Below are 22463 nucleotides of genomic sequence, written 5' to 3'. Positions count from 1 at the left end.
GAGGTTTGGCGGCTGTCGTTCTTAATACCCCGGGGGCGGGTCAAATCCCTAGGGCCCTTAGCCTAAGTACCGCCCCCCTGGCTAGATTTTCTTATGGAGGAAATAAGAAACTTTTTTTGAAGAAGCTATGGGGTCATTGCTGAATAAGATGTGTGATTGGTAAAAGTTACTTGTCTGCGCAGAACCCTCGCTGGGTATCTGCGCAGACAATGAGGTTAATCAGACTTCACTTTGTCCCATATCTTCCTGATTTTACTATAACCGGGCTCACCTCTGTAGATAACACTTCTACCCTGCCTTTGACGAATTAGAAATCCTAAGTCAGCAAGCTGCTCCAAGTCATTTCTCGTCGTGTTGTTTGATACAGAGAATCTTTCTTGGAGCTCTTTAACAACGAATACAGTCTGTCTACCTGAAGCAATCATTGAGACAATCAAACTTTGACGTGTATTTAATACAGACATTAGTCTGCTCTCATACATCCACTGATCAAACTGATGTCTCTCAGTAATTGAACGCTGTACGAAGGAAACAAAGTTGTTTACAGCCCTTTCGATGACCTGACATTGGTAATCGATAAAGTATGTTAAATCATGGTCATCAGACTCGGTATATAGATATGACTTGCCATATTTTGTATCAGCCTGCTTTAACAGAGCAGAGATAGATATATACCTGAATGATTTGTAACCACATTTGAACAGATACCAATAGTAAAGCGCCCTAGCTACACGGCCATTTCCATCATGAAACGGGTGCTCATATCCTATGCAGAAATGGAGCACGATAGCTTTTACCATAGGATGAAGGTATTCGTTGGTATCTAGCTCTTGATGCTTTTTATTGGCAAAGTTACAAATGAGCTTAAGTCTAAAATTCAACTCTTTTGTATCTGGCGGTTGATGTAGTATGTTGTCGTCATAATCTGTTACAACAACGTCGTTCGACTTTCTAAATTCACCTGGGAAGTAGTGCTCGTCATCGATGTCTTCCGTGCCGATCGCATGTAATTGTTTAATCAAATTTAAATTTAAATCTTCATTCCGCATCTCCCATACGAAATTCATCATCTTGAAATTACCAAGGATCATTTTTTCGTCCTTGCTTCTTGGTTCTCTCTTTGTTTGTAGCATTTCCTTTGCTACTTTTCTTGTGGTTGCTGCCCCTTCAAGCTGGCTCGAAGCAATAGACTCTTCTTCGTCCAAATCCTCGATAAGATATTGAAGCGCGTCCATTGAGTTGATCATCGCGTTAAAAGCAGGGCCAGAGCACCATCTATCAACAAACGAACACCGTCTATTAATTGAAGGAATAGTATTTATAGACAAGAAGCGCTTGTCTGTTGAGTTTGGTAACTCGTACAGGAATTGCCTGCTAGGCTGGCGCGCACTTTTCACCACAGACCAAGCAATGGTTGGCTTCAACTTCGCATCGAATCTATGACGATATTCATCCCAATGGAGGTAACGTCCCTTACTATCAACCTGAGAAAAAAGCTTCCAGTAGAGGCTTTCATGCTCACTTCCTTTGACCGCGTGAGGCCAGTTTGGATCGAATTTTGGGGGATGCTTAATCATGTTGATCTCAAAAAACCAGATAATTGAGAATAGTGAGATGACTATGGACCATACACGAAGATTGGTCAATAGGATCAACGGCAAAGCCCTGATATTGCAGGGATGAGCACGTTTTGGGGAGTTCATCTCTCCTTTGGCCGGTGGGAGGGCAGACCTAGACATTTGACATAATCGACGTGTTACACCGTGTTCGCTAAGCGTAAGCAGAGCTAGGTTAGGTGTCCTAGTGTGGGACAAGCTTGGAGAGAAGAACTGATTGTAAGCTAGCCTCGTCTTTGGAAGCAGTACACAGATTGGCAAGAAAGCGATGGATGTATAGTCCGATCAGATGCTCTCAACTTGGCCGTTCTATTGATGCCAAAGGCGGCACATGCGCGGCACAAAAAATAAAGGCAAAGCGGTTACTAATTTGCTGCGCTTTCTGTATATGGTGGCACCGGAGAGGTTTGAGCCCACGACTAAGTGATTATGAGACGGTGTAAGAGTTGTGCTTGTTGGCGGAGCCGACGTTAGGCTGCGATACGTGTCTTGATTGTAGGACGTCAGTGGGTATGAGAAATCCGGGATCTAATGAGATCGGGTGAGATCTGCTGAGAGGCCCCGTTAAAACGGGCTTTATGGAGGATTTAACGATCTCGGGCTGGCTGCGGCTGGAATGAGAACTTAAAGGGACGCCGCGAGGGCGACGTCACCAGTAATGAGAACTGCCGTCCGCGTCGGCAGGAGTGAGAAAACGTCCCTTTGGTAAGGGACGCTGTAATCAGTCGACGTCCTTTCCTATCCACACCACCTTGCCGATGATGTCGAGCTGCTCAAGCTCATCTGCAGGCACGATCTGCTTATCGTATTCCTTGTTGTCGCTGATGATCTCGATGCCGCCATCGAAGCGCCTGGAGAGCCGCTTGGCGTAGAGGTCACCGCCCAGGCTCAGGACGAAAATGCTGCCATCGGACAGGGTTTGGATGGAAACGTCCACCAGGATGCTGTCGCCGCTGTGGATGGTCGGCTCCATGGAGTCGCCTTTGGCGAAAACCACTTTCAGGGATTCGGGTTGCAGCTTACGGTAGCTCAGCCACTTCTTGCGAAACGCCAGCTTGCGGCGTACCGGCTCATTGTCCCAGGAGGTGCCGTGGCCGGTCGATACGGAAGCATGGAAGCCGTCAATCAGCGCATACTCTTCATCGAACTCAGAGGATAAGACCTCTGCAGCCTTCTCTTCTTGTCCCGTCACCAGCCAGGCAAGGCTTACCCCACAAGCGTCTGCAATCATTTCGAGCTTACCCAGGGTTGGGTCTGTGTCTCCAGACAGGTACTTAGCGATGGTGGTATCGCTTATCCCGACCTTGCGAGAAAAAGAGCGCAGGCTCTGCCCCTCTAACAAACTCTCCAATCGCGCAGGGAACCGTCCTTTTTGCTCTTCAGGATTCGGACGTTTTGTCCCATTTTTCATTAGCTTGTCCCTTTTGAAGGTAACCGCTTGATTCATTGAGTATAAACCGGATTCGATTCCTTGCCTTGCTGCAAATATGTTGCGGACGCAGCAAATAGCTCTTGACTCGACATATATCTCGATCAATGCTGTAAATATGTCGCATTCGGTAAGTTGCCAAATGCGACAGATAACTGATTGATATTACCACGGGATTAGGTATGAGGATAGAAACCGCCAATCACATCCAGGGCGCGCTCAGGGCTAAGGGATTCACCTGCCGCGCATGGGCAATGCAGCATGGTTACAACCCTAGAACCGTGCTTCATTGCATCCAGTTGTTTGCCCCTGAAAACAACCGTAAGCCTAAGCGCAAGCTGTCCAAATCGATCATCAGTGACCTCTCTCAAACCCTGGGCTTTGACCTGTTTGGAGGCACTCATGAGTAGCACCTGGTTAACGCCAGCCCAAGCTTGTGGCCTACCTGGCATGCCCGGCTCTGAACGACGCACTCGCGACAAGCTCAACCGTCTGGCAGCGCCGGATCAGGTACGTCGCCGTCAGCAAGGAAAGGGCAAGGAGTACCGCTCCGACTGCCTGCCTCCCGAAGCTCAGGTGCAGGTGGCGCATCAGCAGGCGGCAGAGCTGGCCACCACCGATGCGGCATTTATCTCGGGCAAAGCTGTGGCTACCCAAAAGCAGAGCGACGATCAGCAAAGCTTCGAGCAGCGACAGCAGCAGCGCGAAGCCAGCGCGGCGGCCATGATGCAGCTTTCTGAGCGGGGGGCAGACCGCGCCTGTGCCAAAACCGCCATCGTTGCCGCCTTCCGGGCGTTCGTCGGGCCCTATGCCCAGGCCAAGCGCAAGATGGAAGGGGTCAACCGCTTCATCGACGCCTTCAACCAGCGCTCCCTCTCCCTGAGGGAAGAGGTCTATCAGCAGGTGCGCACTATAAACCGCGCCACCCTCTACCGCTGGAATTCACTGTTTGAAGCGCATGGCAGTGCCGCTCTGGCGGGGCGTTATCAAAGGGAGGAGGGCGCCTCTAAGATTGAGCGCCAGCCTGACATGCTCAGCTACTGCAAAGGCGTGCTCTACCACCAGCCCGACATCACCCCCAGGCTGCTGTTCCAGCTCATCGCGTCCAAAAGCCAGGTTGAAGGCCTGGAGTGGGATCTGCCCTCAGAGAGTGCCTGTCGCCGTTGGCTTACCGCCTTTGCCCAGGCGAATCCATTGCTGATGCACCAGCTGCGCGCCCCGGACGACTTCAAGAACAAACGCCAGGTGGCCTGGGGTCGCATGGGCGAAGACGTAATCCGGGTAAACCAGGTATGGGAGCTGGACTCCACCCCATCGGACGTATTGCTGACCGATGGCCGTTACTCCATCGTCGGCATGATCGACGTCTACAGCCGCCGCCCCCTGGTGGTGGTGGTCCCCACCTCCAGCGCCGCCACCGTCAGTCAGTTGCTGCGCAAAGCACTGCTGACCCTGGGCGTACCAGAGACCGTGGTTACCGACAACGGTAAGGACTACGTTTCTCGCCGCATCGAATCCATCTTGCTGAACGTCGGCGTACAGCAGTGCCTGACCAAGCCCTTTCATGGGGATGAAAAGCCCTTCATCGAGCGCTTCTTCCGCACCTGGGCCCACGGCATCAGCACCCTGCTGCCGGGTTACGGCGGCCACAACGTCGCCAAGCGTCAGGAGATCCGCTCCCGTCGTTCCTTCGCCGAGCGCATCATGGCCAAGGGCAGCAGCGAGCAGATCGAAGTCAGCCTCTCCAGCAAAGAGCTGCAGTTGGTTATCGATGACTGGATAGAGAACCTCTACCTGCATAACCGTCATCGCTCCCTGGGCATGAGCCCCATGCAGCGCTGGCAAAGCTGCACCCTGCCTTTGCAGACCATCGGCAACCCCCGCAGCCTGGACTTACTGCTCACCCCGGTGGCTGCCCAAAGTGGCCGCCCGGCGGGTGAACGCACCATCAACAAAGACGCTGGCATCGTCGTCGAAGGCCTCAGCTACCTGGCACCGGAGCTGGCCCCCATGATTGGCGAAACCGTTTTCGTCAGCCACGACCCAGACGAAGTCGGGCGGGTCATGGTGTTCGAACGCACCAGCATGGCCTTCCTCTGTGTGGCCGAGTGCCCACAGCTGGCCGACAGTGGCCTCAGCCTCAGCGAACTCACCGCCCAGGCCAAAGCCATGCAGCGCGCCACCCTCACCGAGAAACGCAAAGAGCTGCGCCAAGCCGGCAAAGCCGTCAACCCTGGCGAAATGGCCCAGCAGATCGTTCAAGCCGCCAAGCTGCGTAACCAGGGCATCACCGCATTTCCGAAAAGCCAGCAGCCACATAGCAGCAGCGCCTTAACCGGCGCCCAAACCGCCGCAGGCGTCGAACTCAACAAACGTCCCGCCATGAGCGACGAAGAGCGCGCCGCCTTTGCCGAGCGTCGTCAGCAGCAGTTGCGTGCCGAAAGCGCCCTCAAACAGAGCGGCACCAAAGCCAGCGCCTTTCGCAGCGAAGAGGACGAAGCCAAATACCTGCTGCGCCAGGCCCAGCGCCGGGAACTGCTGGAAGAGGAGAAAGCCAAGCTCGCCAAATTCCGAAACAAGAACCCCGACCTCATGCAAGTCATCGAGCGCATGGTCGGCACCCCCAACCTCAGCAAAGTGAATCAGTAAGAGAAGGAGTTCCAATGAAAGATCTCTGTGCGTACACCAAGAACGTGGATATGGCCAACTCCACCCTGTTAACCCTGCTTAACCGCTCCAGCGCCTTGCCGGGGTTCGGCCTGCTCGACGGCCCTCCAGGGGTGGGCAAGACCACCGCCACCATTCGGCTGCTCAACTCCATCCCCAACGGCATCTACATCCGTGCCGTGCGGCTGGAGACCACCTCCACCTTTCTCGACCAGCTGCTTAAAGAGCTGGGCGAGCGCGACATCCCCCGAGCCAAGCGGGCCCGTCTCGACAAGGCCGTGGATGCCCTGTCTCAGAACCCCAGGGTGCTGTTTATCGACGAGGCCGACTACTACATGGGCCAGCCAGACATCCTGGAGACCATTCGCGACATCCAGGACCTGACCGACTGCACCATCATGCTCATCGGCATGAACAAGATCGCCAAGAAGATCGCCACCATCCCCCAGCTCGACAGCCGCATTCGCCAGCGTTACGAGTTCCAGCCAGCCGACCTCGAAGACCTGCAGATCATCGTCGAAACCCTCTTCGAAGAGGGCATCAAAGTGGGCGACACCCTGTTGCGCAAAGTCATCCGCGACACCGGCGGCAACCTGCGAAACGCCGCCGCCATGCTGGAGGAGATAGAAAAACAAGCCATCGTCTCCGGCCTTGATTTCATCGATATGGAGCACTGGCAGCGGTAGGGCTCTCCGGCCACAGCAACACGTTTGAGGGAATAGACAGTGACAGCAAAACAAAAGAGCCCGCGCCAGCGGGCCTGGGAAGCCATGCTCACCAAGCCGAGCTTCACCAACCCAGAAATAGCCAAGGAAACAGGCGTCGAAATCAACACCGTGCGCTGCTTCACCTACAGCCTGCAGAAGGCGAACCGGGTCGAATGCATCCGCGACGGCTTTACCAAGCGCTTCACCGTAGTAGCGCCCGATGATATGGCCTTCGGCCCCGGCTCTCGCAAGGGGCAAAAGGTCAACATCAGCCGCAGTCCCAAGCGTCAGCGCCAGAAAATGTGGAACGCCATCCGGGTAAAGCGCCACATCACCATCCCGGAGCTTTCCGCCCTGACCGACGTCCACCGCAACAGCGCCGCCCGCTACCTGCGCGCCCTGGAGCAGTCCGGCTACCTGCGCCGCCAGGACAACGGCAACCGGGAAGCGCACCTGTTTCGCCTGGTGCGTTACACCGGGCCCCGGCCACCCATCCAGCGCCAGGGCATCGGCCTGTGGGACGACAACGAGTGCAAGCTTTACCCCTTTACTGACCAAGGAAGCAGCTCATGAAACTGTGGCTAGAAGCCCTTCGAAAAGAGGTGGGCCGCTCAAGCCAGGCCAAGGTGGCCAAGTTGTTGGGCGTCAGCCCGGCCACCGTCTCCCTGGTACTCGCAGAAAAATACCCCGGCGATGTGGACCGCATCGCCCGCAAGGTGGAAGGGCTGCTGATGAAAATCAGCGTTCACTGCCCGGTGCTGGGGGAGATCACCCAGGACATCTGCGAGCAACACCAGTGCCGCCCCTTCGCCGCCACCAACCCGCAGCGGATCAAACTCTACCGCGCCTGTCGCAGTGGCTGCCCTCACTCGCACCTTGAGGAGCGCATGGGCTCGCCCCTGAACATCCAGGTGATAGACGACAAGCCCACTCTCACCACCCGAAGACCAGGAGAGCGCTGCGACGCCAATGCCCTAATCCATCAGATGGAACGGCAAGCGGCAGAGCAGGGCACCGACAAATACCAACTGCTCAAGGGCGAGTTCATCGCCCTGGCGGTGAAGTACAACCGATTACTGACCAAGGAGAGCAAATGATTCAGGGAAACCAGGCGGTGGAACAGCGCCTTAAAACCTGTTTAACGGCAGTTCAACGGCTGAAAACCAAAGGCTGCTTTGTGCGCAATGTGAACCTGGGGCGCGCCTTGCCCCTTATCGAAATCGAGCGGCCCTGCCGGCCTTTGCCCGGCACCCAAACCGCCATCATCGAGAACAGCCCCAAGGGCCGCATCGAGTACAAGACCACTCGCTTTGCCAGCTGCCTGGTGCGCTGGAAGGAGTGCCCATGAGCCAGCAAATCATCCTGAGAATCCGCCACCAGGGCGGGAAAACCCAGTTGGAGGTCAGCGCCCCGGCGCTGCCTGCCACCGCCACCCCGGAGCAGGCGCTGGAATACCTGCTCAGCTACCAGCTGGCCCACATGCTGCCCTCGGCCCTGGCGCCGCTGCTGCGCAGCGCCACCAAGCTGGCCCAGGACAAACTGCCCAAAGTGCTCGACCTTGCCACCGAACTGCATCAACAAGGAGTCTGTGATGACCACAATGCAACCCAACACTAACCTGCCAGCAGGTTACCGCAAGAACGCCAGAGGCGACCTGGTGCCCGAAGCCAACATCAAAGCGGTGGACAAGCTGCGCGATGAGCTGGTGGTCGACCTCATCAAGCGGGCCGGCACCATTCGCAGCACCATGGCCCAGTTCAAGCAGAACGCCTTCGAGGAGATCCTCGCCTTCGTCGACCTTTCCGCCGCCGAGTACGACGTCAAATATGGCGGCACCAAAGGCAACGTTACCCTCACCAGTTTCGACGGCCAGTACCGGGTGATCATGGCCAAGGCCGACCACCGGGTGTTCGACGAACGCATCCAGGTGGCCAAGGGGATCATCGACGACTGCATCCACCGCTGGAGCGAGGGCTCCAACGACAACATCAAGGTGCTGGTGAACCAGGCCTTCAAGGTAGACAAGCAGGGTCAAATCAACGTCAACCAGGTGCTCTCCCTGCGCCAGCTGGAGATTAACGATGACCACTGGAAGCAGGCCATGGAAGCCATCAGCGATGCCATCCAGGTGGTGGGCACCGCCACCTACCTGCGCTTCTATCAACGCCGGCCCAATGGCAGCTACAGCCAACTGCCCCTGGACCTGGCCAGCGCCTAAGGAGAGCCCATGACCTTCACCCCCTCTAAAGAGAGCATCGAGCGCGCCCTGGTGCGCGCCTATGCCCAGGCAGCAGTGCAACTGGAGCAGCAGGGCCTCTACCAGCAGGCCGCCGAAAAGTGGCAGCAGGTGGCCGACCGTCATCCCTGCCATGTAGAAGGCGACTACGCCCGCACTCGCAAAGCCTTCTGCAACAACGCCGCAGACAGGCTGTGGCACTAACTCATGCGAAACCCGGGGGCCGTGCCCCCATGGTCTGCCGGGCGTGGTGGCCCGGTACTGATGAGCAGCCAACACTTAGGGAATTCGCACCAGATGGACAGGAAAAAACAACTCGTTCGCCTGATACACGTCGCCAAGCGCGAGCTGGCCATGGATGAACACGACTATCGCGCCAACCTGATGCAGGCCACCGGCAAAAGCAGCTGCAGCCAGATGACGCTTCCGGAGTTGGAACAGGCGCTGGAGGTATTCAAGGGCCTGGGCTTTAAGCCGCGCAGTCGCAGCAGCAAAGGGCAGGGCAAGCGCCTTAGCCCAAAGACCGGCCATAGCCGCAGCCCCCAGGTGGATAAGGTGCGGGCCTTGTGGATCGCCATGGCCAAACATGGCGTGGTGCAAGACGGCTCGGAAACCGCCCTGGATGCCTACGTGCGCCGCATTACCGAGCGCGGCAATGGCCCAAAGGTGGACCACGTGGGCTGGCTGCGCCACCACCAAGCGATGCAGATACTGGAGATGCTCAAATCCTGGCACCGCAGGGTGCTTATCGAACGCATCCAGCAGCGCGGGGAGGCGGTCTACACCAACGAGCGCAGCACCGGCCTGGCCCGTTACGATGTCATAGTGAAACAGTACGAGGGGGCGCTGTGAGCGAAAAACAACTGGATTTGATTGCCTCCACTGCCGATGAGCTGGAGGCCACCCTGGAAGCGCTTGAAGGGTTAACGGAAACCGAACGGGAAGACCTGCGCCGACGCTGGCCCTCCATCCTGCAGTCGCTCTCCGAGCTGTTTCGGGTCACCCTGGAAGAGCGCAAGATTGCGAATGCTGAGCGATTGGCCGAAGCCCTGGTGACCGCCCTGGGCACCTACATGGGCGGGCGAGATCTCTATATCCCCACCGGCACCCACCTGAAGAAGGCGCTTACCCATATCGCCATCTGGCGGGCCTACAAGGGCAACAACATTGCCCAGCTAGCCGCCCAGTATGGGCTTACTGAGCGGCGGGTGGCTCAGATTGTCCAGAATCAGCGGCAGGCTGAGATGGCGAGGCGGCAGAAGCAATTGTTTTGATGTATGAATTTAAGCTATTTTTTCCAGCTCTTTCTTCTAGCACTTTCATTACCTCACCAAACGTTGGTTCACTATCCTTTAACCCCAAGTATGCCGGAATAGCCAGGCCAAACAGGTCGTATAGGGCAGTGTTTTTATCTGCGTACTCTGGCTCAGGAAGCAAGCTATCCTGAATGGTCGTGACCACAGTATTTAGAGTCAACGGGAAGCTTAGTACAGCCTTGTAAGGTATGTTTCTACACAAGAAAGGCACTCTTACATGTTCAGCGAGGTCTATCGCAGCGTCATAAAACTCATTGTGAGCATTTAGAAGGTTACTAACTTCTTCGGCTGAAAGGCAATGGAATGGTTTTTTGTGAACTAACGAATTTAGTAGTTCTACTTTCAAGTGCTTTTGGGTTCTCTCCCAGAAAGTTTCGCAACAATCTATCATGGTAGGCTGAAGTAAAGGTTCGAGATGAGCTGTATCGTTAGTGGAGCATTCCCAGTAAGAGCGGTTGATTAGTGACTGTATGAGCACCGGAGCTTTGTATATGAATTTTTCTTGTAAGGGGTTTTTCTCGTCTAGGGATGCCTTTACGACATTGATCAAGTGGTTTAGAACACTAATGTAAGAATCTTCTACTCGCTTTTTTTCTTGTGCATCGAACACTCTTCTTTGGTGTTGGAGAGCCTCTTCTTGACGTTTTAATGATGCAATAGTGAGCTTCGTCCGATGATGCGCTACAGTCCAAGCTGCTAGTGGAACAGCCAGAGACAAGATGGCGGTAGGAGCCTTGAAGAATCCCCAGAGAAAGTTCAGGTATGTGGTTGCGTCTTGAGCTTCTGTGCTGTGGGGAGACAGAGTTTCGAAGTTGCATGCATAAATGCAAGCCCCTAGAGTAAACGCGCACAAAACTGGGTAAAGCAGCGCCCGCCGAAACCAGGCATTTTCTGTCAGGCCTATTTGTTCTTTCTTGGCCTTTTTTAGTTCATATCTTGGCTGAAAGAATTGATGCTCCCAGGTAATCATTACCGATATGGCGGCAATGAAAAGCCAAGCGCCATAAACCTCAAAAAAGCTCCTGACATCCTCTTCCTTGAAGGAAATGACCTTGCTCCAGTCTCCCTGACTGATCGCCCATACAACCATGGTTAGGAGAAGTATTCCGATAGTGCGCTCCCAGGGCTTTTGGGGCTGGCGGGATTCTGGGGTAGGAGCATTGCAGTCCATTGGTACACTTGACCTCTAGCTTTATGATTTAACAACAGTATGTTACACCTAATCTGCTTGTGGGCGCCATTGGCCGAATCTGTTGGTAGTGGTAGCTTTGGAAGTGCCTGTGCAACTGCGATAAGGAGATCCTATGAACTGCACCAACTGCCAACGGCCACTCAATGCCGATGAACTCTGCCCCCGCTGCGACCTGAAGCAGATTGTAGAGAAGGATAACCCCGCTCCCATCCCCGGAGAACGCTCGGTGTGGGCTCTGAACCTGCTGGGCACTCTGGTGGGCATCGGCGGAACAATAGGAGCCTTCTACCTGCTGTTTACCATCGGCTTGGTGGAGGTGGGATATATGCGAAAGGAGATCGACCCCATCGGCCTAGTCTGGTCTTTAAGCCTGCTGATCTCTTCGTTGTTTTGGATTGTCTTGGCAAGGGTTGTTGCAGGAGGAGTAAAAAATACGATTTGGATTCGCAAATTCCTCCATGGTCAGGAAAGAAGTGAATAGAAGCTTCTTTCCTTTATACTCATTTCAGAGTTGGAGAGGATGCCTGCTGTTGATCAGCAAGGTTTTCTGTTCCCCGACTTTCTAAAGTTGTCCTTTTGGGAGAGCCTACAGGTAAAGAGGGGGGATTTTCTTGATTTTTGTTCAGGGCGGTTTGGGCCTGCTGCAACCAATCCCGAAGCACTCGGACTTTAAATTCATCCGAGACCGTTGAGTAGATGATTCCGTAACCAGCGACTGAAACCAACGCAGCAACAAACACTCCTGCGGCTCCTGAAAGCAGCCAGTCACCAAACCTTGCGGCGCGGGATGGCTTTAGGTTTGGGTCAAGCTTGAGCTGGCGCTTGAAGTCATCAATAGCCTTCTTTTTGGCAGCTTTAATACGCTTTTCAACGGCCTGTTTTTCAGCCTGCAGCTCTCGTTGAGCTTTCTCTAGCTGGGGTGATAGAGCACTGCGAACATCATTCTCAATGCTGTCTGTGAGGTTTTGGAGTACGTGCTGGGCATCCTTTCGATAACTTGCTAGCTGAGCAGGAGTTTGGCTGACTTGTTCATGCATCTGCCTCAAATGCTCATCTATTTCATCATCAGATTTGCTTTGTGCCCTAAGACTCTCTGCAAATTGGGTTTTACTGACCTTGTACAGCGAGTATGCAATCAGGCCTTCGTAGTCGGTGTTGTTTGCGACTAACTTTTGAAAAACCCATGAGCGCTTCAATTTAGGAGAGGTATCAGACATAAAAAAGGCCAGTTTCGAAACTGGCCTTATGATACTGAATATTAATACTTTTTCAATGTTTCTGACATTGCTTTTGCGAACTTTGCTTCGTGACTGGAACGGTTTGAACTACTTTTTACGCTATTGCAGCTACCTTCGGGTGCGAAGGATCTTCTTCCTGCACTGCTGGCAATCCTGTTTCTTTCGGACGCCGACAGTGGCTTGAGTGGAGCTCGAGAGTTAGCCATCTGAACAGTCCTTTTTGATATACATAAAGATTGAGCATTGTCTAGATCAATTATTGGTTGACATTATCGTGATATCAAGTCGCTTGGCAAGCAATTTATCATATAGATTAGAGTGTTAAGCATCCGTTTAGGGTGGTTAAAATTGGTCTAGTTGGTTGAAAATATTCCTGAAACCCTTCCCCCCCAAGCCCTAGCCGCTTCCGGTCACACTCGGTTTACACCGATTGACCGGAGGCCCTATGGCTACCTATCACCTCAAACGCCGCCACTTTGACCACGGCACCTTTGGCACGCTGCACCGCAGTGATGGCAGCCAGGTGTGCGTCATGCTGGAGCGCCCCTGGCAGAACAACCTGCCCAATGTCAGTTGCATTCCGGCGGGCCGCTATCGGTTAAAGCCCCACGACAGCCCCAAGTTCGGCAAGGTCTACGCTCTGGAATCCGCCTCCCTGGGGGTTGGTATCTTCCGGGGCCTGCGCACCCACATCCTTATCCATGCCGCCAACCTGGTGGAGCACCTGGAAGGCTGCATTGCCCCTGGGTTGAAGTTCGGTGTGCTGCGCGACCAGTGGGCGGTCATCCACTCCAAGCAGGCAGAAACCGCCCTGTTTGAAGAGCTGGCGGGCGAAGAGCACTGGCTGGAGGTGGCCTGATGCACGCCTCCCATACAGCGCAGCCCAATAGGCCAACCCGGCAGCAGCGCCAGGCCACCACCAAGGTGACCATTCGCAACCGCCGCTTACGTGAGTGCGCCCGCCAGGGCTTTCAGGCACGCCTCAGCGCCGAGCTGCAAGGCCAAGTGCCGGATACGCCACCGCTGCACAGCCATCACGCCACCCGGCAATCGAGCTTCGAGCACGGCTGGAACGCCGTCACCCAACTGCACATCGCCCGAGCGCGGGCCCAAGCCACAAGGAGCCCAACATGGATCCGGTAACCCTGACCGCCATCGGCACCACTTTGCTTAAAGCCGGCCCCAGCATCATTCGCGGCGTTGGGGCCCTGTTTGGCGGCTCCACCGCCGAGGTGGCCGACAAGGTCGCCGGCATCACAGAAGTGGTGGCGGGCAAACCCAACCCCCAGCAGCAGCTGGAGCAGGCCCTCAGCCAGCTGCCGCCAGAGCAGTTGCTGGAGCTTAAGAACATCAACACCAGCCTGGAGGTAGAGCTGGCCCGCATCGACGCCCAGCGCGAAGCCAACCGCCTCAAGGATGTGCAGGACGCCCGCAGCAAACACCGGGATCACTGGATGCCGGCCCTGCTCACCGTGGGCCTGTTCATCATGATGTCGGCGGTCACCTGGGCCCTTTTCAAGCTGGCCATCCCAAATGCCAACCGCGATCTGGTGGTGTACGTGGCGGGCCAAATCGCCGGCTTCTTTGCCACCGGGGTGGGCTACTGGCTGGGCACCAGCCGCAGCTCCAAGGAGAAAGATCTGGCCAGGGAGGGCAGCCGTGGCTGATTGGTTGGACAAAGCCAGCGAACTGGAACAGCAGCAGCGCAGCCAGGCTCTGGCGGCATGCCGGCAGTCCGGTGAAGCCGCCGAACAGCCCGGCCATTGCAACGACTGCGGCGAGGCTATCAGCCCTCGGCGGTTGGCGGCCCTGCCTGGCGTGGCTACCTGCATTCACTGCCAAAGCCTGCGGGAAGTCAGGGGGCAACGTGGATAACTGGCTGACCTGGATAAACAGCAACTGGAAGCTGCTCTCCCTGGTGGGAGGGCTCAGCTTTGCCGGCTTCGTGCTCTGGCTGAAATCCAAGTTCGCCACCGTCGAGCAGCACCAGGCGCTGCGCGACCAGGTGGAGCAACTGGCCAAGAACCAGGGCAAGCGCATCGGCCAGGTGGAAACGCGCCTGGGCCACATCGAAACCCGGCTGGAGCACATGCCCAGTGCCGACGACATTCGCCGCCTGGACAGAACCCTATCCGGGCTGTCGGCCACCATGGAAGGCACCAAAGAGCAGCTCAACCGGCTGGAAAACAAAACCGACCTGCTACTGGAAAACGAATTAAGGGGAGAGTAATGGCGCTTAAAACCATCATGCAGGAGCACCAACGCTTGGTGATCTTGCGCCTACTAGCCGAAGTACCCGGCTTCGATCTTAACGAGTCCATCCTCCAGGATGGCCTTATCGCCTATGGGCTCGACATCAGCCGCGACGGCCTGCGCATCCAGCTCGACTGGCTGGCAGAGCAGTCCCTGGTCACCCTGCACACCATAGGCACTACCCGCAAAGCCCAGCTCACCGAGCGCGGCCAGGACGTCTCCACCGGTCGTGCCGTGGTCAGCGGCGTAAAGCGCCCCAGGGCAGGTGAGTGATATGGACAAGCCCACCCGAGGCCGCCGCTCCAAGGTCGACCTGCTGCCCGACGACATCCGCAAGCGTCTGGATGCCGGGCTGCGCGATGGCTCCATCACCCAGGCCGAGCTGCTGGATGAGGTCAATGCCCTTATTCAGACGGCGGGCCTGCCCGAGGAGGCCCAGCTCTCCCGCGCTGGCATCAACCGCTACGCCACCAAGGTGGAGGCCATCGGCAAAGAGCTGCGTGAAGTGCGCGAGGTTACCCAGGTGTGGGTGGCCGAGCTGGGGGACAAACCCACCGGCGAAGTCACCAAACTGATTCTGGAGATGGCCCGCACTCAACTGTTTAAGGCGCTATTAAACGGCAATGAAGAAGAGGCCGATGTGGGCTTGATTAAAGACGCCATGCTCGCCGTCCAGCGCCTGGAAGCCGCCGCCATGAGCAGCCACAAGCGGGAGAAAGAGATCCGCAAAGCCTTTGCCGAAGAAGCCAGCGAAGCCGCCGAGAAGGTGGCCAGGCAAGCGGGCCTCACCAAAGACGCGGTGGCCTCCATTAAGAAAGAGATCCTGGGGATAGTCTGATGGACGCCGCCACTATTCATCCCGTTGCCGAGGCGGTGCTGGCCGAAATAAATCAGTTCGATGCCGATGAGGTATTGCTGCCTTATCAAAAGCGCTGGGTCGCCGACCAGTCGCCGCTGAAAATTGCCGAGAAGTCTCGCCGAACCGGCCTGACCTGGGCCGAAGCCGCCGATGCGGTATTAACCGCCGCCGCCAGTCGCGCCGCCAATGGCACCAACCATTTCTATGTGGGCTCCAATAAAGAGATGGCGCGGGAATTTATCGACGCCGCCGCCATGTGGGCCAAGGCGTTTAATAAAGCCGCCGGTGATATTGAAGAGGAGATCATCGAAGACGAAGACAAAGATATTCTCACCTTCGTTATCTACTTCGAGTCCGGTTTTAAAATTCAGGCGCTCTCCTCCAACCCCAGCAACCTGCGCGGCATGCAGGGCAATGTCACCATCGACGAAGCGGCGTTTCACGAACGCCTGGCCGAAGTATTAAAGGCCGCCCTGGCACTCACCATGTGGGGCGCAAAGGTGCGGCTTATCTCTACCCACAATGGTGATGAAAACCTGTTTAACGAAATCATCACCGACAGCCGGGCCGGAAAAAAGCGCTACCAGGTACACACCGTCGACATCGACACCGCTTGCCGGGAAGGGCTGTATAAACGCATCTGCCAAATAAAGGGCATGCTCTGGAGCCAACAGGCAGAAGACCAATGGAAAGCGGATCTGCTGCGCGATACCGCCTCGGAAGAGGACGCCCTGGAGGAGTATTACTGCAAGCCCAAATCCGGTGGCGGCGCTTATTTGAATCGCGCCCTCATCGAGGCCCGCATGGCCAGCGCCCAGGACAGCGGCCCCATATTGCGCCTGGCCAAGAACGACGACTTTGCCCGCTGGCCCGAAGGGCTGCGAGCGGCGGAGATCTTAAGCTGGTGCCAGCAGCACCTGCAGCCGGTGCTGGGCGCTCTCAATCCGGCTCTGGGGCACTGCCTGGGGGAAGACTTCGCCCGCTCTGGTGACCTTACCGTTATCGACGTCGCCGAAATCAGCCAGAGCCTGCACCTCACCAACAAGCTGCAAATCGAGCTGAAGAACATCCCCTTTAGTCAGCAGAAGCAGATCCTCTGGCATGTGATGGATCGCCTGCCCAGGCTGCGCGGCGCGGCCCTGGACGCTCGGGGCAACGGCCAGCAGCTGGCGGAGGAGACCCGCGACCGATACGGCTATGAACTGGTGGAGTGCATCATGCTCACCGAGTCCTGGTACCGGGAGCACATGCCCCGCTTCAAGGCCCATTTCGAAGACGCGCTGATCACCATCCCCAGAGACGCCGACACCCTGGCCGACCTGCGCGCCATCGCCATCAACCGCCGGGGTGTACCCCGCATCGAGGAGCGCACCGGCCAGAGCAAAGAGCGCCATGGCGACGCCGCCATCAGTAAATGCCTCATGGTGTACGCCTCCACCCTGGACGGCGCACCCATCGAGTTTGAATCCCTGCCCGGCAAGCGCCCCCTGGGCGCCAGCAGCCCGGACGACATGCCCAGCAATGAAAAAGGATGTTGGTAATGGCCACTCCAGAGCAAATTCGCGCCCGGCTGGGGCGTAACCGCAACAAGCAACAAACCGACGATGTGCGCCTGGGCCACCTGCAGCGCCATTACTCCGACCATCCCAGCCTGGGGCTGACCCCGGCCAGAGCGGCGGAGATATTGCAGGCCGCCGAGCGCGGCGACCTTATCGCCCAGTGCGAACTGGCCGAAGATCTGGAAGAGAAAGACGGCCATCTGTTTGCCGAACTGAGCAAGCGCAAGCTGGCGCTGCTGCCGGTGGACTGGACAATTACCCCGCCCAGGGATGCCAGCGCCCAGGAGAAGAAAGACGCCGCCATGATCCAGGCAATGCTGGAAGATGGCGGCTGGCTGCCCGATGCCATTCGCGACATGAGCGACGCCATTCTTAAGGGCTTCGCCTGCCTGGAGCATCAGTGGGTGGCCGATGGTCGTCATCAACTGCTCGACCCGCCCCAGTTCCGCGATCCGGCCTGGTTTCAGACCCACCCGGACAACCGCAATCAGCTGCGCCTGCGCGACGCCAGCGCCGAAGGGGCTGAGCTGTGGCCCATGGGCTGGATAACCCACACCCACCAGGCCAAGTCCGGCTATCTGGGGCGGGGTGGCCTGGTGCGCCAGTTGGTGTGGCCTTTCATCTTTAAAAACTACAGCGTCCGCGACCTGGCAGAGTTTCTGGAGATCTACGGCCTGCCCCTGCGTCTGGGGCAATACCCCAGCGGCGCCAGCGAGCAGGAGAAGCGGGATTTGATGCGGGCGGTAATGAGCATTGGCCACAACGCCGGCGGCATCATGCCCAAGGGGATGGCCATCGACTTTCACAACGCCGCAGACGGCCAGGCCGGGCCCTTCGAGCTGATGATCACCTACATGGACAAGGTGCTCAGCAAAGCCATCCTCGGGGCCACCCTCACCAGCGGGGCCGACGGCAAAAGCTCCACCAACGCCCTGGGCAACGTCCACAACGAGGTGCGCACCGAAATCCGCGATGCCGACCTTACCCAGCTTGCCGCCACGCTTACCCGCGATGTGGTGGGGCCGCTGTATATGCTCAATGGCCGCAGCTACCACAGTCCCAGGCGCTTGCCCCGGTTCGAGTTCGACACCACCGACCCCGAGGACATCGGCACCTTCTCCGAAGCCCTGCCCAAGCTGGCGGGCAGCGGCATGCGCATCGCCGTCAGCTGGGCCCACGACAAACTGCAGATCCCCGAAGCCAAAGAAGGGGAAGCGGTGCTCACCGGTGACACCGCCAAGCCTGGCACCGAGCCACTGCCAGAGCTAGCCAAGCCCGTGCCCCTCGCCGCCCTGGAAGCCCAGCCTCAGCCCCAAACACAAACGCAAGCGCAGCAGAGCGCCGACAACCTGGACGGCTTTACCAACCAGCTCGAAGCCCAGGCTGCGCCGTTGATGCAGTCGCTCACCGAGCCGGTGCGGCAGATGGTGATGCAGGCCACCAGTCTGGAGGAGCTGCGTGAGCAACTGCTCACCCTGGAGAGTCAGCTGGATCAAAGTGAATTACAGGCGCTGATGCAGCAGGCCATGGCCGCCGCCTTCCTGCTGGGTCAGGTAGAGGTCGAGGAGGAAGCGCAGGAGGGGAGCGGCCAAGAGTCAGAGCAGTCAGCAGAGGGGCAGGGTGATGACTAGCCCGGCCCAATACGGCGGCCTGCCTTTCGATAAGGCAGTCAGCTTCTTTCGGGGCAAGCTCGACACCCCCAGCGAGCGCTGGGCCGATGTCTGGCAGCAGGCCCACAACCGCGCCTTTATGGTGGCCGGGGCCATGAAAACCGATCTGCTGTCCGATTTGCGCCAGGCGGTGGACGACGCCATCGCCAGCGGCACCTCGCTGCACGCCTTTAAACGCCAGTTTAACGACATCGCAGCCCGCCATGGCTGGGCGTTTAACGGCAGCCCAGGGTGGCGTGCCCAGGTGGTGTATGAGACCAATCTGCGCCAGGCCTATAACGCCGGGCGCGAGCAGCAGATCCAACTGGCTAAGGCCCGCCGCCCCTATGCCCTTTATCAGCATGGCGACAGCCTCCACCCCAGGGAGTGGCACCTGAAATGGCATAATCTGGTGCTGCCGGTCGACCACCCCTGGTGGAAAACCCACAGTCCCCAGAACGGCTGGGGCTGCAAGTGCAAGAAGTACAGTCTGTCCGAGCGCCAGCTTAAGGCCCGTGGCCTCAAGGTGGGCCCTGCGCCCCAGGGCGGCAGCTATGAGTGGGTGGACAGGGCCACCGGCGAGGTGCATCAGGTGCCCAAGGGGATAGACCCCGGCTTTGACTACCAGCCCACCAGTCTGGCCCAGGAGAACGTCAAGCTTAGGCAGCAACTGGCCAGCAAGCTGCCCCTGGAGAAGCGCCTGCTCAGGCGCCAAATCGTCGAGTCGCTGTTCTCCACCGTCAAAGGGGTGAACGCCAACGGCCTGGATGCGCTGGTTACCGGCCTTCCCCAGGAGAGCCAGCAGCGCCTGCAGCAGTTCCTCAGCGCCGCCGGTACCCAGACGCTGATATTAAAGCAGGGGGAGATGAGCGCCCGCAGCAAGGCCAGCAGGGGCGTGGCCGAAGAGGTGGCCCGTTACCTGGATAAGCCCCTGGGCGGGGTAGGCTGGCAGTTTACCTGCCGCAAACCCACCAAAGTTAATGGCTTTACCTCTAAGAGCTTCAACCATGTGGTGGTCAAAGCCAAGGCGGGCGACCGTCTAAATAAGGTGGAGATAGACAAGGTGTTAACCGCTGCCGCCGAGGTGATAGAGCAGTGCGTCAACAACACCGGCCCCAACCGCTACCCCAGCCGCAACAACAGTGGTGACCGATACCTGCACTGGAGCGTCAGCAGCCATGTGCGCGCCCAGGCCGGCGATGCCGCTGGCATCCTGGCCACCTGGCTGCATGAACTGGGGCACCAGGTGCATTACGCCATCGATAGTGAAGCCGCGCCCAGGAGCGCCCGCTTTAATACCCGCTACGGCTGGACCAATCATCAGGAGCAGTTCGCCGAAGCCTTTGCGGCCTACCTGCTGGCCCCCGAGGGGATGCGCCGCCATGACTCGGCTATGGCGGCCTGGATGGATAAAGCGATAGCCAAAGCCATTAGCAGCGCCCTACACTCAAGACAGAACAAGGAGAAGTGATGAAGACATTAGAGAAAGCCCAGGCGCTGATGCAGCAGCAACCCTACACCCTAGACACAGTGCGGCAGTTGGAAACTTTGGAAGAGCAAGCCAGGGGCCAGGAGAAGGCGCTAATCGGCGAGCTGTGGGAAGCCCTGTACGCCGGGGCGGATATGGAGCTGCTGCAGCAACTCCACGATCGAGGCTAGGCCATGGCCGGCGCGCATATTGAGATTAAGCTAGAAGGGTTGGAGCAACTGCAGGCGCAGTTGCAACAGCTGGCCGCTAAGGGAGAGGAGCTAACCCCGGCCCTGGAAGACATCGGAGAGCTGTTGCTGTTAAGTCACCAGGAGCGCTGGGCCCAGGGGGTTGCACCTGATGGCACACCCTGGGCACCGCTGTCTGACACCACCCAGAAGATGAAGCCCAAACACCAGACCACCCCGCTGCGCCTCAACGACATCTTGCGGGACACCCTTAGCTACCAGGTGGCCAACGGTGAATTGCTGTTTGGCTCCGCCATGGCCTATGCGGCCATGCAGCACTTCGGCGGCACCACCAGCCCCAAATCGATGATCCCTGGCAAAGACATTCCTGCCCGCCCGTTCCTGGGTACCAGCGACGAAGACGAGCAGGAGATCCTGCAGATTTTGCAAGATCACCTGCAAAGCGCTCAGAAGCCCTGAGAGCGATTTTAATGGCATCTAGGAGATACCTAGTAGGCTGAGTCTTTTGGTTGGCTACCTGGGGTGGGGGCAGCGATTTAAAGGTTCCTTAAACATATAATTTCTTATTTTCCTAGGGTGATATAGGATGTGGAAGTATTGTTTGGTACAGGAAGACAAGGATGCACGACTTTAGGTATGAAGAACTCCCGGGGTTAGAAGAAGGGTTTACAAAAGAAAATGATACCTTTTCTCGCAAAGAGCTTGGTTCGAATCTTACCAGGCTCGTTGTTTGGTCGAAAAAACCTTTGACTTTAGCTATTGACGGCGAGTGGGGCATTGGTAAGTCATATTTTGTGCGCCAATGGATAGGGGAGTTAAAGAAGGAGAAATTCCCAGTCGTATACTTTGATGCACTCAAGAGTGACTATGTTGTTGACCCATTCATGCCTCTGGTCTCGGCGATATTAGCAGAGTTTCGTGAAGCAAAAGGAACTAAGAACGATAATAGTGAGAAATGGAAAGAGCTTGCTAAAAAAACGAAAACATTTGCTCAGGGCTTAGCAGTAGTAAGCGCAAAAGTGGCAGTAAGAGCTGTAACGGCAGGTATAGTAACCGGGGATGAGATTAAAGAAGGAGAGGTCGAAGAGTACTTGTCTGCGGGTGGGGCTGATAAAGAATTAGGGGACTTTGCTGGTAAGTTAGTTGAAAGGCAACTCGATGCACTCATTGAAGAAAAAAGTGTTAATGAGGACTTTCAACGTTCTTTAACATCATTTGCGAGATACGTTGGGACATCAGAAAAGCCGCTAATGATAGTCATTGATGAACTTGATAGGTGTCGGCCAGATTACGCTTTAGCTCTTTTGGAGCGAGTAAAGCACCTTTTTACCGGTGAGCACGTGGATAATGTAGTCGTAGTTTTGGTCTCAAACATGAAACAACTACAGTACTCTGTAAAAAAGCGTTATGGAGAAGGTGTTGATGCAAGAGCTTACCTTCAAAAGTTCTATGATAGAGCGATTCCGTTAAATCATAGTACTAATACTAATCGAAGCTCAATCGATGCCTACCTGATTAAGCACCTTGCTAATTCTTTGTCCGACTTGCAATTGGATCATCAAGATTTAAATATAATAAAGAATACAATTTCTCAATTAATTACGAACAATGGGCGGGGGATAAGGGACATTCAAAAGATGCTTGGAATGATGTGCGTTAATGGACATGGCCTCCATTCTTTCAGGGTGCCCCACTTAGTTGATGATGAGCCGGTTGTAGTTTGTGTTAGCGTGTACATGTATTTATTTGAGCCTGACTTATTTGCTGACTTCTTTTTTACAAGGATGTTGGATTGGAAAGAGTATGAAAGCAGGCTTAGGTTTGATGGCGCCCGAGGAAGTAAAGAAGGGGAGGTTGGTAGCCAGTTTTTATATTGGTTGACTAAACCTGGAGAAAGTCATGCAAGTATGTGGATTGAGAATCAGAAAAACACTTATAGTCAGTCTGGAAGAAATGAAAGTCACTTTAAGTATGTTAGATCAAGCCTTTTGAAGTTCTTTGGTACGGTGGGTTGATGAACGAAAAGTATGGCTTTTTCTTGAGTGGTCCTTAGATAGAGTCACAG

Annotated in this window: 28 protein-coding genes and 1 other RNA gene; 25 read left to right on the top strand and 4 right to left on the bottom strand. The window is 56.3% G+C overall.

The window, feature by feature from the left end:
* Positions 1–215: 215 nt before the first annotated feature.
* Both ACN0RV_RS03920 and ACN0RV_RS03915 read right to left on the bottom strand, forming a co-directional pair.
* Complete coding sequence (locus ACN0RV_RS03920) at positions 216–1577, bottom strand: Fic family protein (protein WP_417345761.1); 1362 nt, start codon at positions 1575–1577, stop codon at positions 216–218.
* Positions 1578–2337: 760 nt separating this feature from the next.
* Positions 2338–3027 (bottom strand): XRE family transcriptional regulator, encoded by a 690-nt coding sequence (locus tag ACN0RV_RS03915; protein WP_417345759.1) that lies wholly within the window; start codon positions 3025–3027, stop codon positions 2338–2340.
* A gap of 200 nt (positions 3028–3227) precedes the next feature.
* Here ACN0RV_RS03915 and ACN0RV_RS03910 point away from each other — a divergent pair, with 200 nt between their 5' ends.
* From ACN0RV_RS03910 to ACN0RV_RS03855, 12 genes are all read left to right on the top strand, one after another.
* On the top strand, positions 3228–3455 hold the full coding sequence (locus ACN0RV_RS03910; protein ID WP_417345757.1) for a hypothetical protein: 228 nt from the start codon (positions 3228–3230) through the stop codon (positions 3453–3455).
* Positions 3448–5694: a DDE-type integrase/transposase/recombinase gene (locus ACN0RV_RS03905; protein WP_417345755.1), complete on the top strand. Its 2247-nt coding sequence runs from the start codon at positions 3448–3450 to the stop codon at positions 5692–5694. The genes ACN0RV_RS03910 and ACN0RV_RS03905 overlap by 8 nt, the downstream gene beginning before the upstream one ends.
* A gap of 14 nt (positions 5695–5708) precedes the next feature.
* A complete protein-coding gene (locus ACN0RV_RS03900) occupies positions 5709–6398 on the top strand; it encodes an AAA family ATPase (protein WP_417345754.1) in 690 nt (229 codons plus the stop codon).
* A gap of 39 nt (positions 6399–6437) precedes the next feature.
* The gene (locus ACN0RV_RS03895; protein WP_417345752.1) at positions 6438–6992 is read left to right on the top strand and encodes a helix-turn-helix domain-containing protein; all 555 of its coding nucleotides are present in this window, start codon (positions 6438–6440) and stop codon (positions 6990–6992) included.
* Positions 6989–7516: a hypothetical protein gene (locus tag ACN0RV_RS03890; protein WP_417345750.1), complete on the top strand. Its 528-nt coding sequence runs from the start codon at positions 6989–6991 to the stop codon at positions 7514–7516. Before ACN0RV_RS03895 ends, ACN0RV_RS03890 begins: the two co-directional genes overlap by 4 nt.
* On the top strand, positions 7513–7767 hold the full coding sequence (locus ACN0RV_RS03885; protein ID WP_417345748.1) for a hypothetical protein: 255 nt from the start codon (positions 7513–7515) through the stop codon (positions 7765–7767). Before ACN0RV_RS03890 ends, ACN0RV_RS03885 begins: the two co-directional genes overlap by 4 nt.
* Positions 7764–8036 carry a hypothetical protein gene (locus ACN0RV_RS03880; RefSeq protein WP_417345746.1) on the top strand — a complete coding sequence of 91 codons (273 nt, stop codon included), beginning with the start codon at positions 7764–7766 and terminating at the stop codon, positions 8034–8036. The genes ACN0RV_RS03885 and ACN0RV_RS03880 overlap by 4 nt, the downstream gene beginning before the upstream one ends.
* Positions 8011–8637: a DUF3164 family protein gene (locus tag ACN0RV_RS03875; RefSeq protein ID WP_417345744.1), complete on the top strand. Its 627-nt coding sequence runs from the start codon at positions 8011–8013 to the stop codon at positions 8635–8637. Before ACN0RV_RS03880 ends, ACN0RV_RS03875 begins: the two co-directional genes overlap by 26 nt.
* A gap of 9 nt (positions 8638–8646) precedes the next feature.
* Positions 8647–8859, top strand: coding sequence for an ANR family transcriptional regulator (locus ACN0RV_RS03870; RefSeq protein WP_417345742.1), 213 nt, complete (start codon positions 8647–8649; stop codon positions 8857–8859).
* A gap of 3 nt (positions 8860–8862) precedes the next feature.
* Positions 8863–8933: hammerhead ribozyme type II (locus tag ACN0RV_RS03865), an RNA gene on the top strand.
* A 19-nt stretch (positions 8934–8952) separates the two neighbouring features.
* Positions 8953–9507, top strand: a complete 555-nt coding sequence (locus tag ACN0RV_RS03860) for a gp16 family protein (RefSeq protein WP_417345740.1) — start codon at positions 8953–8955, stop codon at positions 9505–9507.
* Positions 9504–9929, top strand: a complete 426-nt coding sequence (locus tag ACN0RV_RS03855) for a Mor transcription activator family protein (protein ID WP_417345738.1) — start codon at positions 9504–9506, stop codon at positions 9927–9929. The genes ACN0RV_RS03860 and ACN0RV_RS03855 overlap by 4 nt, the downstream gene beginning before the upstream one ends.
* On the opposite strand, the gene ACN0RV_RS03850 is transcribed toward ACN0RV_RS03855, so the two are convergent.
* On the bottom strand, positions 9850–11142 hold the full coding sequence (locus tag ACN0RV_RS03850) for a hypothetical protein (RefSeq protein WP_417345736.1): 1293 nt from the start codon (positions 11140–11142) through the stop codon (positions 9850–9852). The genes ACN0RV_RS03855 and ACN0RV_RS03850 overlap by 80 nt on opposite strands.
* A 133-nt stretch (positions 11143–11275) precedes the next feature.
* Between ACN0RV_RS03850 and ACN0RV_RS03845 the strand changes: the two genes are divergently transcribed.
* Positions 11276–11644, top strand: coding sequence for a hypothetical protein (locus tag ACN0RV_RS03845; protein ID WP_417345734.1), 369 nt, complete (start codon positions 11276–11278; stop codon positions 11642–11644).
* Positions 11645–11663: 19 nt separating this feature from the next.
* Here the strand turns inward: ACN0RV_RS03845 and ACN0RV_RS03840 are convergent, their stop codons facing one another.
* Positions 11664–12380 carry a hypothetical protein gene (locus ACN0RV_RS03840; RefSeq protein ID WP_417345732.1) on the bottom strand — a complete coding sequence of 239 codons (717 nt, stop codon included), beginning with the start codon at positions 12378–12380 and terminating at the stop codon, positions 11664–11666.
* A 466-nt stretch (positions 12381–12846) separates the two neighbouring features.
* On the opposite strand from ACN0RV_RS03840, the gene ACN0RV_RS03835 reads away from it, so the two are divergent.
* From ACN0RV_RS03835 to ACN0RV_RS03780, 12 genes are all read left to right on the top strand, one after another.
* The gene (locus ACN0RV_RS03835; protein ID WP_417345730.1) at positions 12847–13260 is read left to right on the top strand and encodes a DUF5675 family protein; all 414 of its coding nucleotides are present in this window, start codon (positions 12847–12849) and stop codon (positions 13258–13260) included.
* Between the two features lie 271 nt (positions 13261–13531).
* The gene (locus tag ACN0RV_RS03830) at positions 13532–14068 is read left to right on the top strand and encodes a hypothetical protein (protein ID WP_417345729.1); all 537 of its coding nucleotides are present in this window, start codon (positions 13532–13534) and stop codon (positions 14066–14068) included.
* Positions 14061–14276 (top strand): TraR/DksA C4-type zinc finger protein, encoded by a 216-nt coding sequence (locus tag ACN0RV_RS03825; RefSeq protein WP_417345727.1) that lies wholly within the window; start codon positions 14061–14063, stop codon positions 14274–14276. The genes ACN0RV_RS03830 and ACN0RV_RS03825 overlap by 8 nt, the downstream gene beginning before the upstream one ends.
* A complete protein-coding gene (locus tag ACN0RV_RS03820) occupies positions 14269–14631 on the top strand; it encodes a DUF2730 family protein (RefSeq protein WP_417345725.1) in 363 nt (120 codons plus the stop codon). The genes ACN0RV_RS03825 and ACN0RV_RS03820 overlap by 8 nt, the downstream gene beginning before the upstream one ends.
* A complete protein-coding gene (locus tag ACN0RV_RS03815; protein WP_417345723.1) occupies positions 14631–14927 on the top strand; it encodes an ArsR family transcriptional regulator in 297 nt (98 codons plus the stop codon). Before ACN0RV_RS03820 ends, ACN0RV_RS03815 begins: the two co-directional genes overlap by 1 nt.
* Before the next feature lies 1 nt (position 14928).
* Positions 14929–15492 (top strand): DUF3486 family protein, encoded by a 564-nt coding sequence (locus ACN0RV_RS03810; RefSeq protein ID WP_417345721.1) that lies wholly within the window; start codon positions 14929–14931, stop codon positions 15490–15492.
* Positions 15492–17054, top strand: a complete 1563-nt coding sequence (locus ACN0RV_RS03805) for a terminase large subunit domain-containing protein (protein WP_417345720.1) — start codon at positions 15492–15494, stop codon at positions 17052–17054. Before ACN0RV_RS03810 ends, ACN0RV_RS03805 begins: the two co-directional genes overlap by 1 nt.
* Positions 17054–18703 carry a DUF935 domain-containing protein gene (locus tag ACN0RV_RS03800; RefSeq protein ID WP_417345718.1) on the top strand — a complete coding sequence of 550 codons (1650 nt, stop codon included), beginning with the start codon at positions 17054–17056 and terminating at the stop codon, positions 18701–18703. The genes ACN0RV_RS03805 and ACN0RV_RS03800 overlap by 1 nt, the downstream gene beginning before the upstream one ends.
* The gene (locus ACN0RV_RS03795) at positions 18696–20192 is read left to right on the top strand and encodes a phage minor head protein (protein WP_417345717.1); all 1497 of its coding nucleotides are present in this window, start codon (positions 18696–18698) and stop codon (positions 20190–20192) included. Before ACN0RV_RS03800 ends, ACN0RV_RS03795 begins: the two co-directional genes overlap by 8 nt.
* Positions 20192–20380 carry a hypothetical protein gene (locus tag ACN0RV_RS03790; protein ID WP_417345715.1) on the top strand — a complete coding sequence of 63 codons (189 nt, stop codon included), beginning with the start codon at positions 20192–20194 and terminating at the stop codon, positions 20378–20380. The genes ACN0RV_RS03795 and ACN0RV_RS03790 overlap by 1 nt, the downstream gene beginning before the upstream one ends.
* A gap of 3 nt (positions 20381–20383) precedes the next feature.
* Positions 20384–20857, top strand: a complete 474-nt coding sequence (locus tag ACN0RV_RS03785) for a phage virion morphogenesis protein (protein WP_417345714.1) — start codon at positions 20384–20386, stop codon at positions 20855–20857.
* Positions 20858–21018: 161 nt separating this feature from the next.
* Complete coding sequence (locus ACN0RV_RS03780; protein WP_417345712.1) at positions 21019–22413, top strand: KAP family P-loop NTPase fold protein; 1395 nt, start codon at positions 21019–21021, stop codon at positions 22411–22413.
* The last annotated feature ends 50 nt before the right edge of the window (positions 22414–22463 follow it).

The sequence above is a fragment of the Ferrimonas sp. genome (genome assembly GCF_048263965.1).
GTDB lineage: Bacteria > Pseudomonadota > Gammaproteobacteria > Enterobacterales > Shewanellaceae > Ferrimonas.
Note: the sequence above shows the minus strand (reverse complement) of the source record. Positions and strands in the feature narration are given on the sequence as shown.

Excerpts from the sequence above, each read along its gene's own strand:
- ACN0RV_RS03920 (WP_417345761.1), bottom strand. The coding sequence starts at position 1,577 with ATGATTAAGCATCCCCCAAAATTCGATCCAAACTGGCCTCACGCGGTC.
- ACN0RV_RS03915 (WP_417345759.1), bottom strand. The coding sequence starts at position 3,027 with ATGAAAAATGGGACAAAACGTCCGAATCCTGAAGAGCAAAAAGGACGG.
- ACN0RV_RS03910 (WP_417345757.1), top strand. The coding sequence starts at position 3,228 with ATGAGGATAGAAACCGCCAATCACATCCAGGGCGCGCTCAGGGCTAAG.
- ACN0RV_RS03905 (WP_417345755.1), top strand. The coding sequence starts at position 3,448 with ATGAGTAGCACCTGGTTAACGCCAGCCCAAGCTTGTGGCCTACCTGGC.
- ACN0RV_RS03900 (WP_417345754.1), top strand. The coding sequence starts at position 5,709 with ATGAAAGATCTCTGTGCGTACACCAAGAACGTGGATATGGCCAACTCC.
- ACN0RV_RS03890 (WP_417345750.1), top strand. The coding sequence starts at position 6,989 with ATGAAACTGTGGCTAGAAGCCCTTCGAAAAGAGGTGGGCCGCTCAAGC.
- ACN0RV_RS03885 (WP_417345748.1), top strand. The coding sequence starts at position 7,513 with ATGATTCAGGGAAACCAGGCGGTGGAACAGCGCCTTAAAACCTGTTTA.
- ACN0RV_RS03880 (WP_417345746.1), top strand. The coding sequence starts at position 7,764 with ATGAGCCAGCAAATCATCCTGAGAATCCGCCACCAGGGCGGGAAAACC.
- ACN0RV_RS03875 (WP_417345744.1), top strand. The coding sequence starts at position 8,011 with ATGACCACAATGCAACCCAACACTAACCTGCCAGCAGGTTACCGCAAG.
- ACN0RV_RS03870 (WP_417345742.1), top strand. The coding sequence starts at position 8,647 with ATGACCTTCACCCCCTCTAAAGAGAGCATCGAGCGCGCCCTGGTGCGC.
- ACN0RV_RS03860 (WP_417345740.1), top strand. The coding sequence starts at position 8,953 with ATGGACAGGAAAAAACAACTCGTTCGCCTGATACACGTCGCCAAGCGC.
- ACN0RV_RS03850 (WP_417345736.1), bottom strand. The coding sequence starts at position 11,142 with ATGGACTGCAATGCTCCTACCCCAGAATCCCGCCAGCCCCAAAAGCCC.
- ACN0RV_RS03845 (WP_417345734.1), top strand. The coding sequence starts at position 11,276 with ATGAACTGCACCAACTGCCAACGGCCACTCAATGCCGATGAACTCTGC.
- ACN0RV_RS03840 (WP_417345732.1), bottom strand. The coding sequence starts at position 12,380 with ATGTCTGATACCTCTCCTAAATTGAAGCGCTCATGGGTTTTTCAAAAG.
- ACN0RV_RS03835 (WP_417345730.1), top strand. The coding sequence starts at position 12,847 with ATGGCTACCTATCACCTCAAACGCCGCCACTTTGACCACGGCACCTTT.
- ACN0RV_RS03830 (WP_417345729.1), top strand. The coding sequence starts at position 13,532 with ATGGATCCGGTAACCCTGACCGCCATCGGCACCACTTTGCTTAAAGCC.
- ACN0RV_RS03815 (WP_417345723.1), top strand. The coding sequence starts at position 14,631 with ATGGCGCTTAAAACCATCATGCAGGAGCACCAACGCTTGGTGATCTTG.
- ACN0RV_RS03810 (WP_417345721.1), top strand. The coding sequence starts at position 14,929 with ATGGACAAGCCCACCCGAGGCCGCCGCTCCAAGGTCGACCTGCTGCCC.
- ACN0RV_RS03805 (WP_417345720.1), top strand. The coding sequence starts at position 15,492 with ATGGACGCCGCCACTATTCATCCCGTTGCCGAGGCGGTGCTGGCCGAA.
- ACN0RV_RS03800 (WP_417345718.1), top strand. The coding sequence starts at position 17,054 with ATGGCCACTCCAGAGCAAATTCGCGCCCGGCTGGGGCGTAACCGCAAC.
- ACN0RV_RS03795 (WP_417345717.1), top strand. The coding sequence starts at position 18,696 with ATGACTAGCCCGGCCCAATACGGCGGCCTGCCTTTCGATAAGGCAGTC.
- ACN0RV_RS03790 (WP_417345715.1), top strand. The coding sequence starts at position 20,192 with ATGAAGACATTAGAGAAAGCCCAGGCGCTGATGCAGCAGCAACCCTAC.
- ACN0RV_RS03785 (WP_417345714.1), top strand. The coding sequence starts at position 20,384 with ATGGCCGGCGCGCATATTGAGATTAAGCTAGAAGGGTTGGAGCAACTG.
- ACN0RV_RS03780 (WP_417345712.1), top strand. The coding sequence starts at position 21,019 with ATGCACGACTTTAGGTATGAAGAACTCCCGGGGTTAGAAGAAGGGTTT.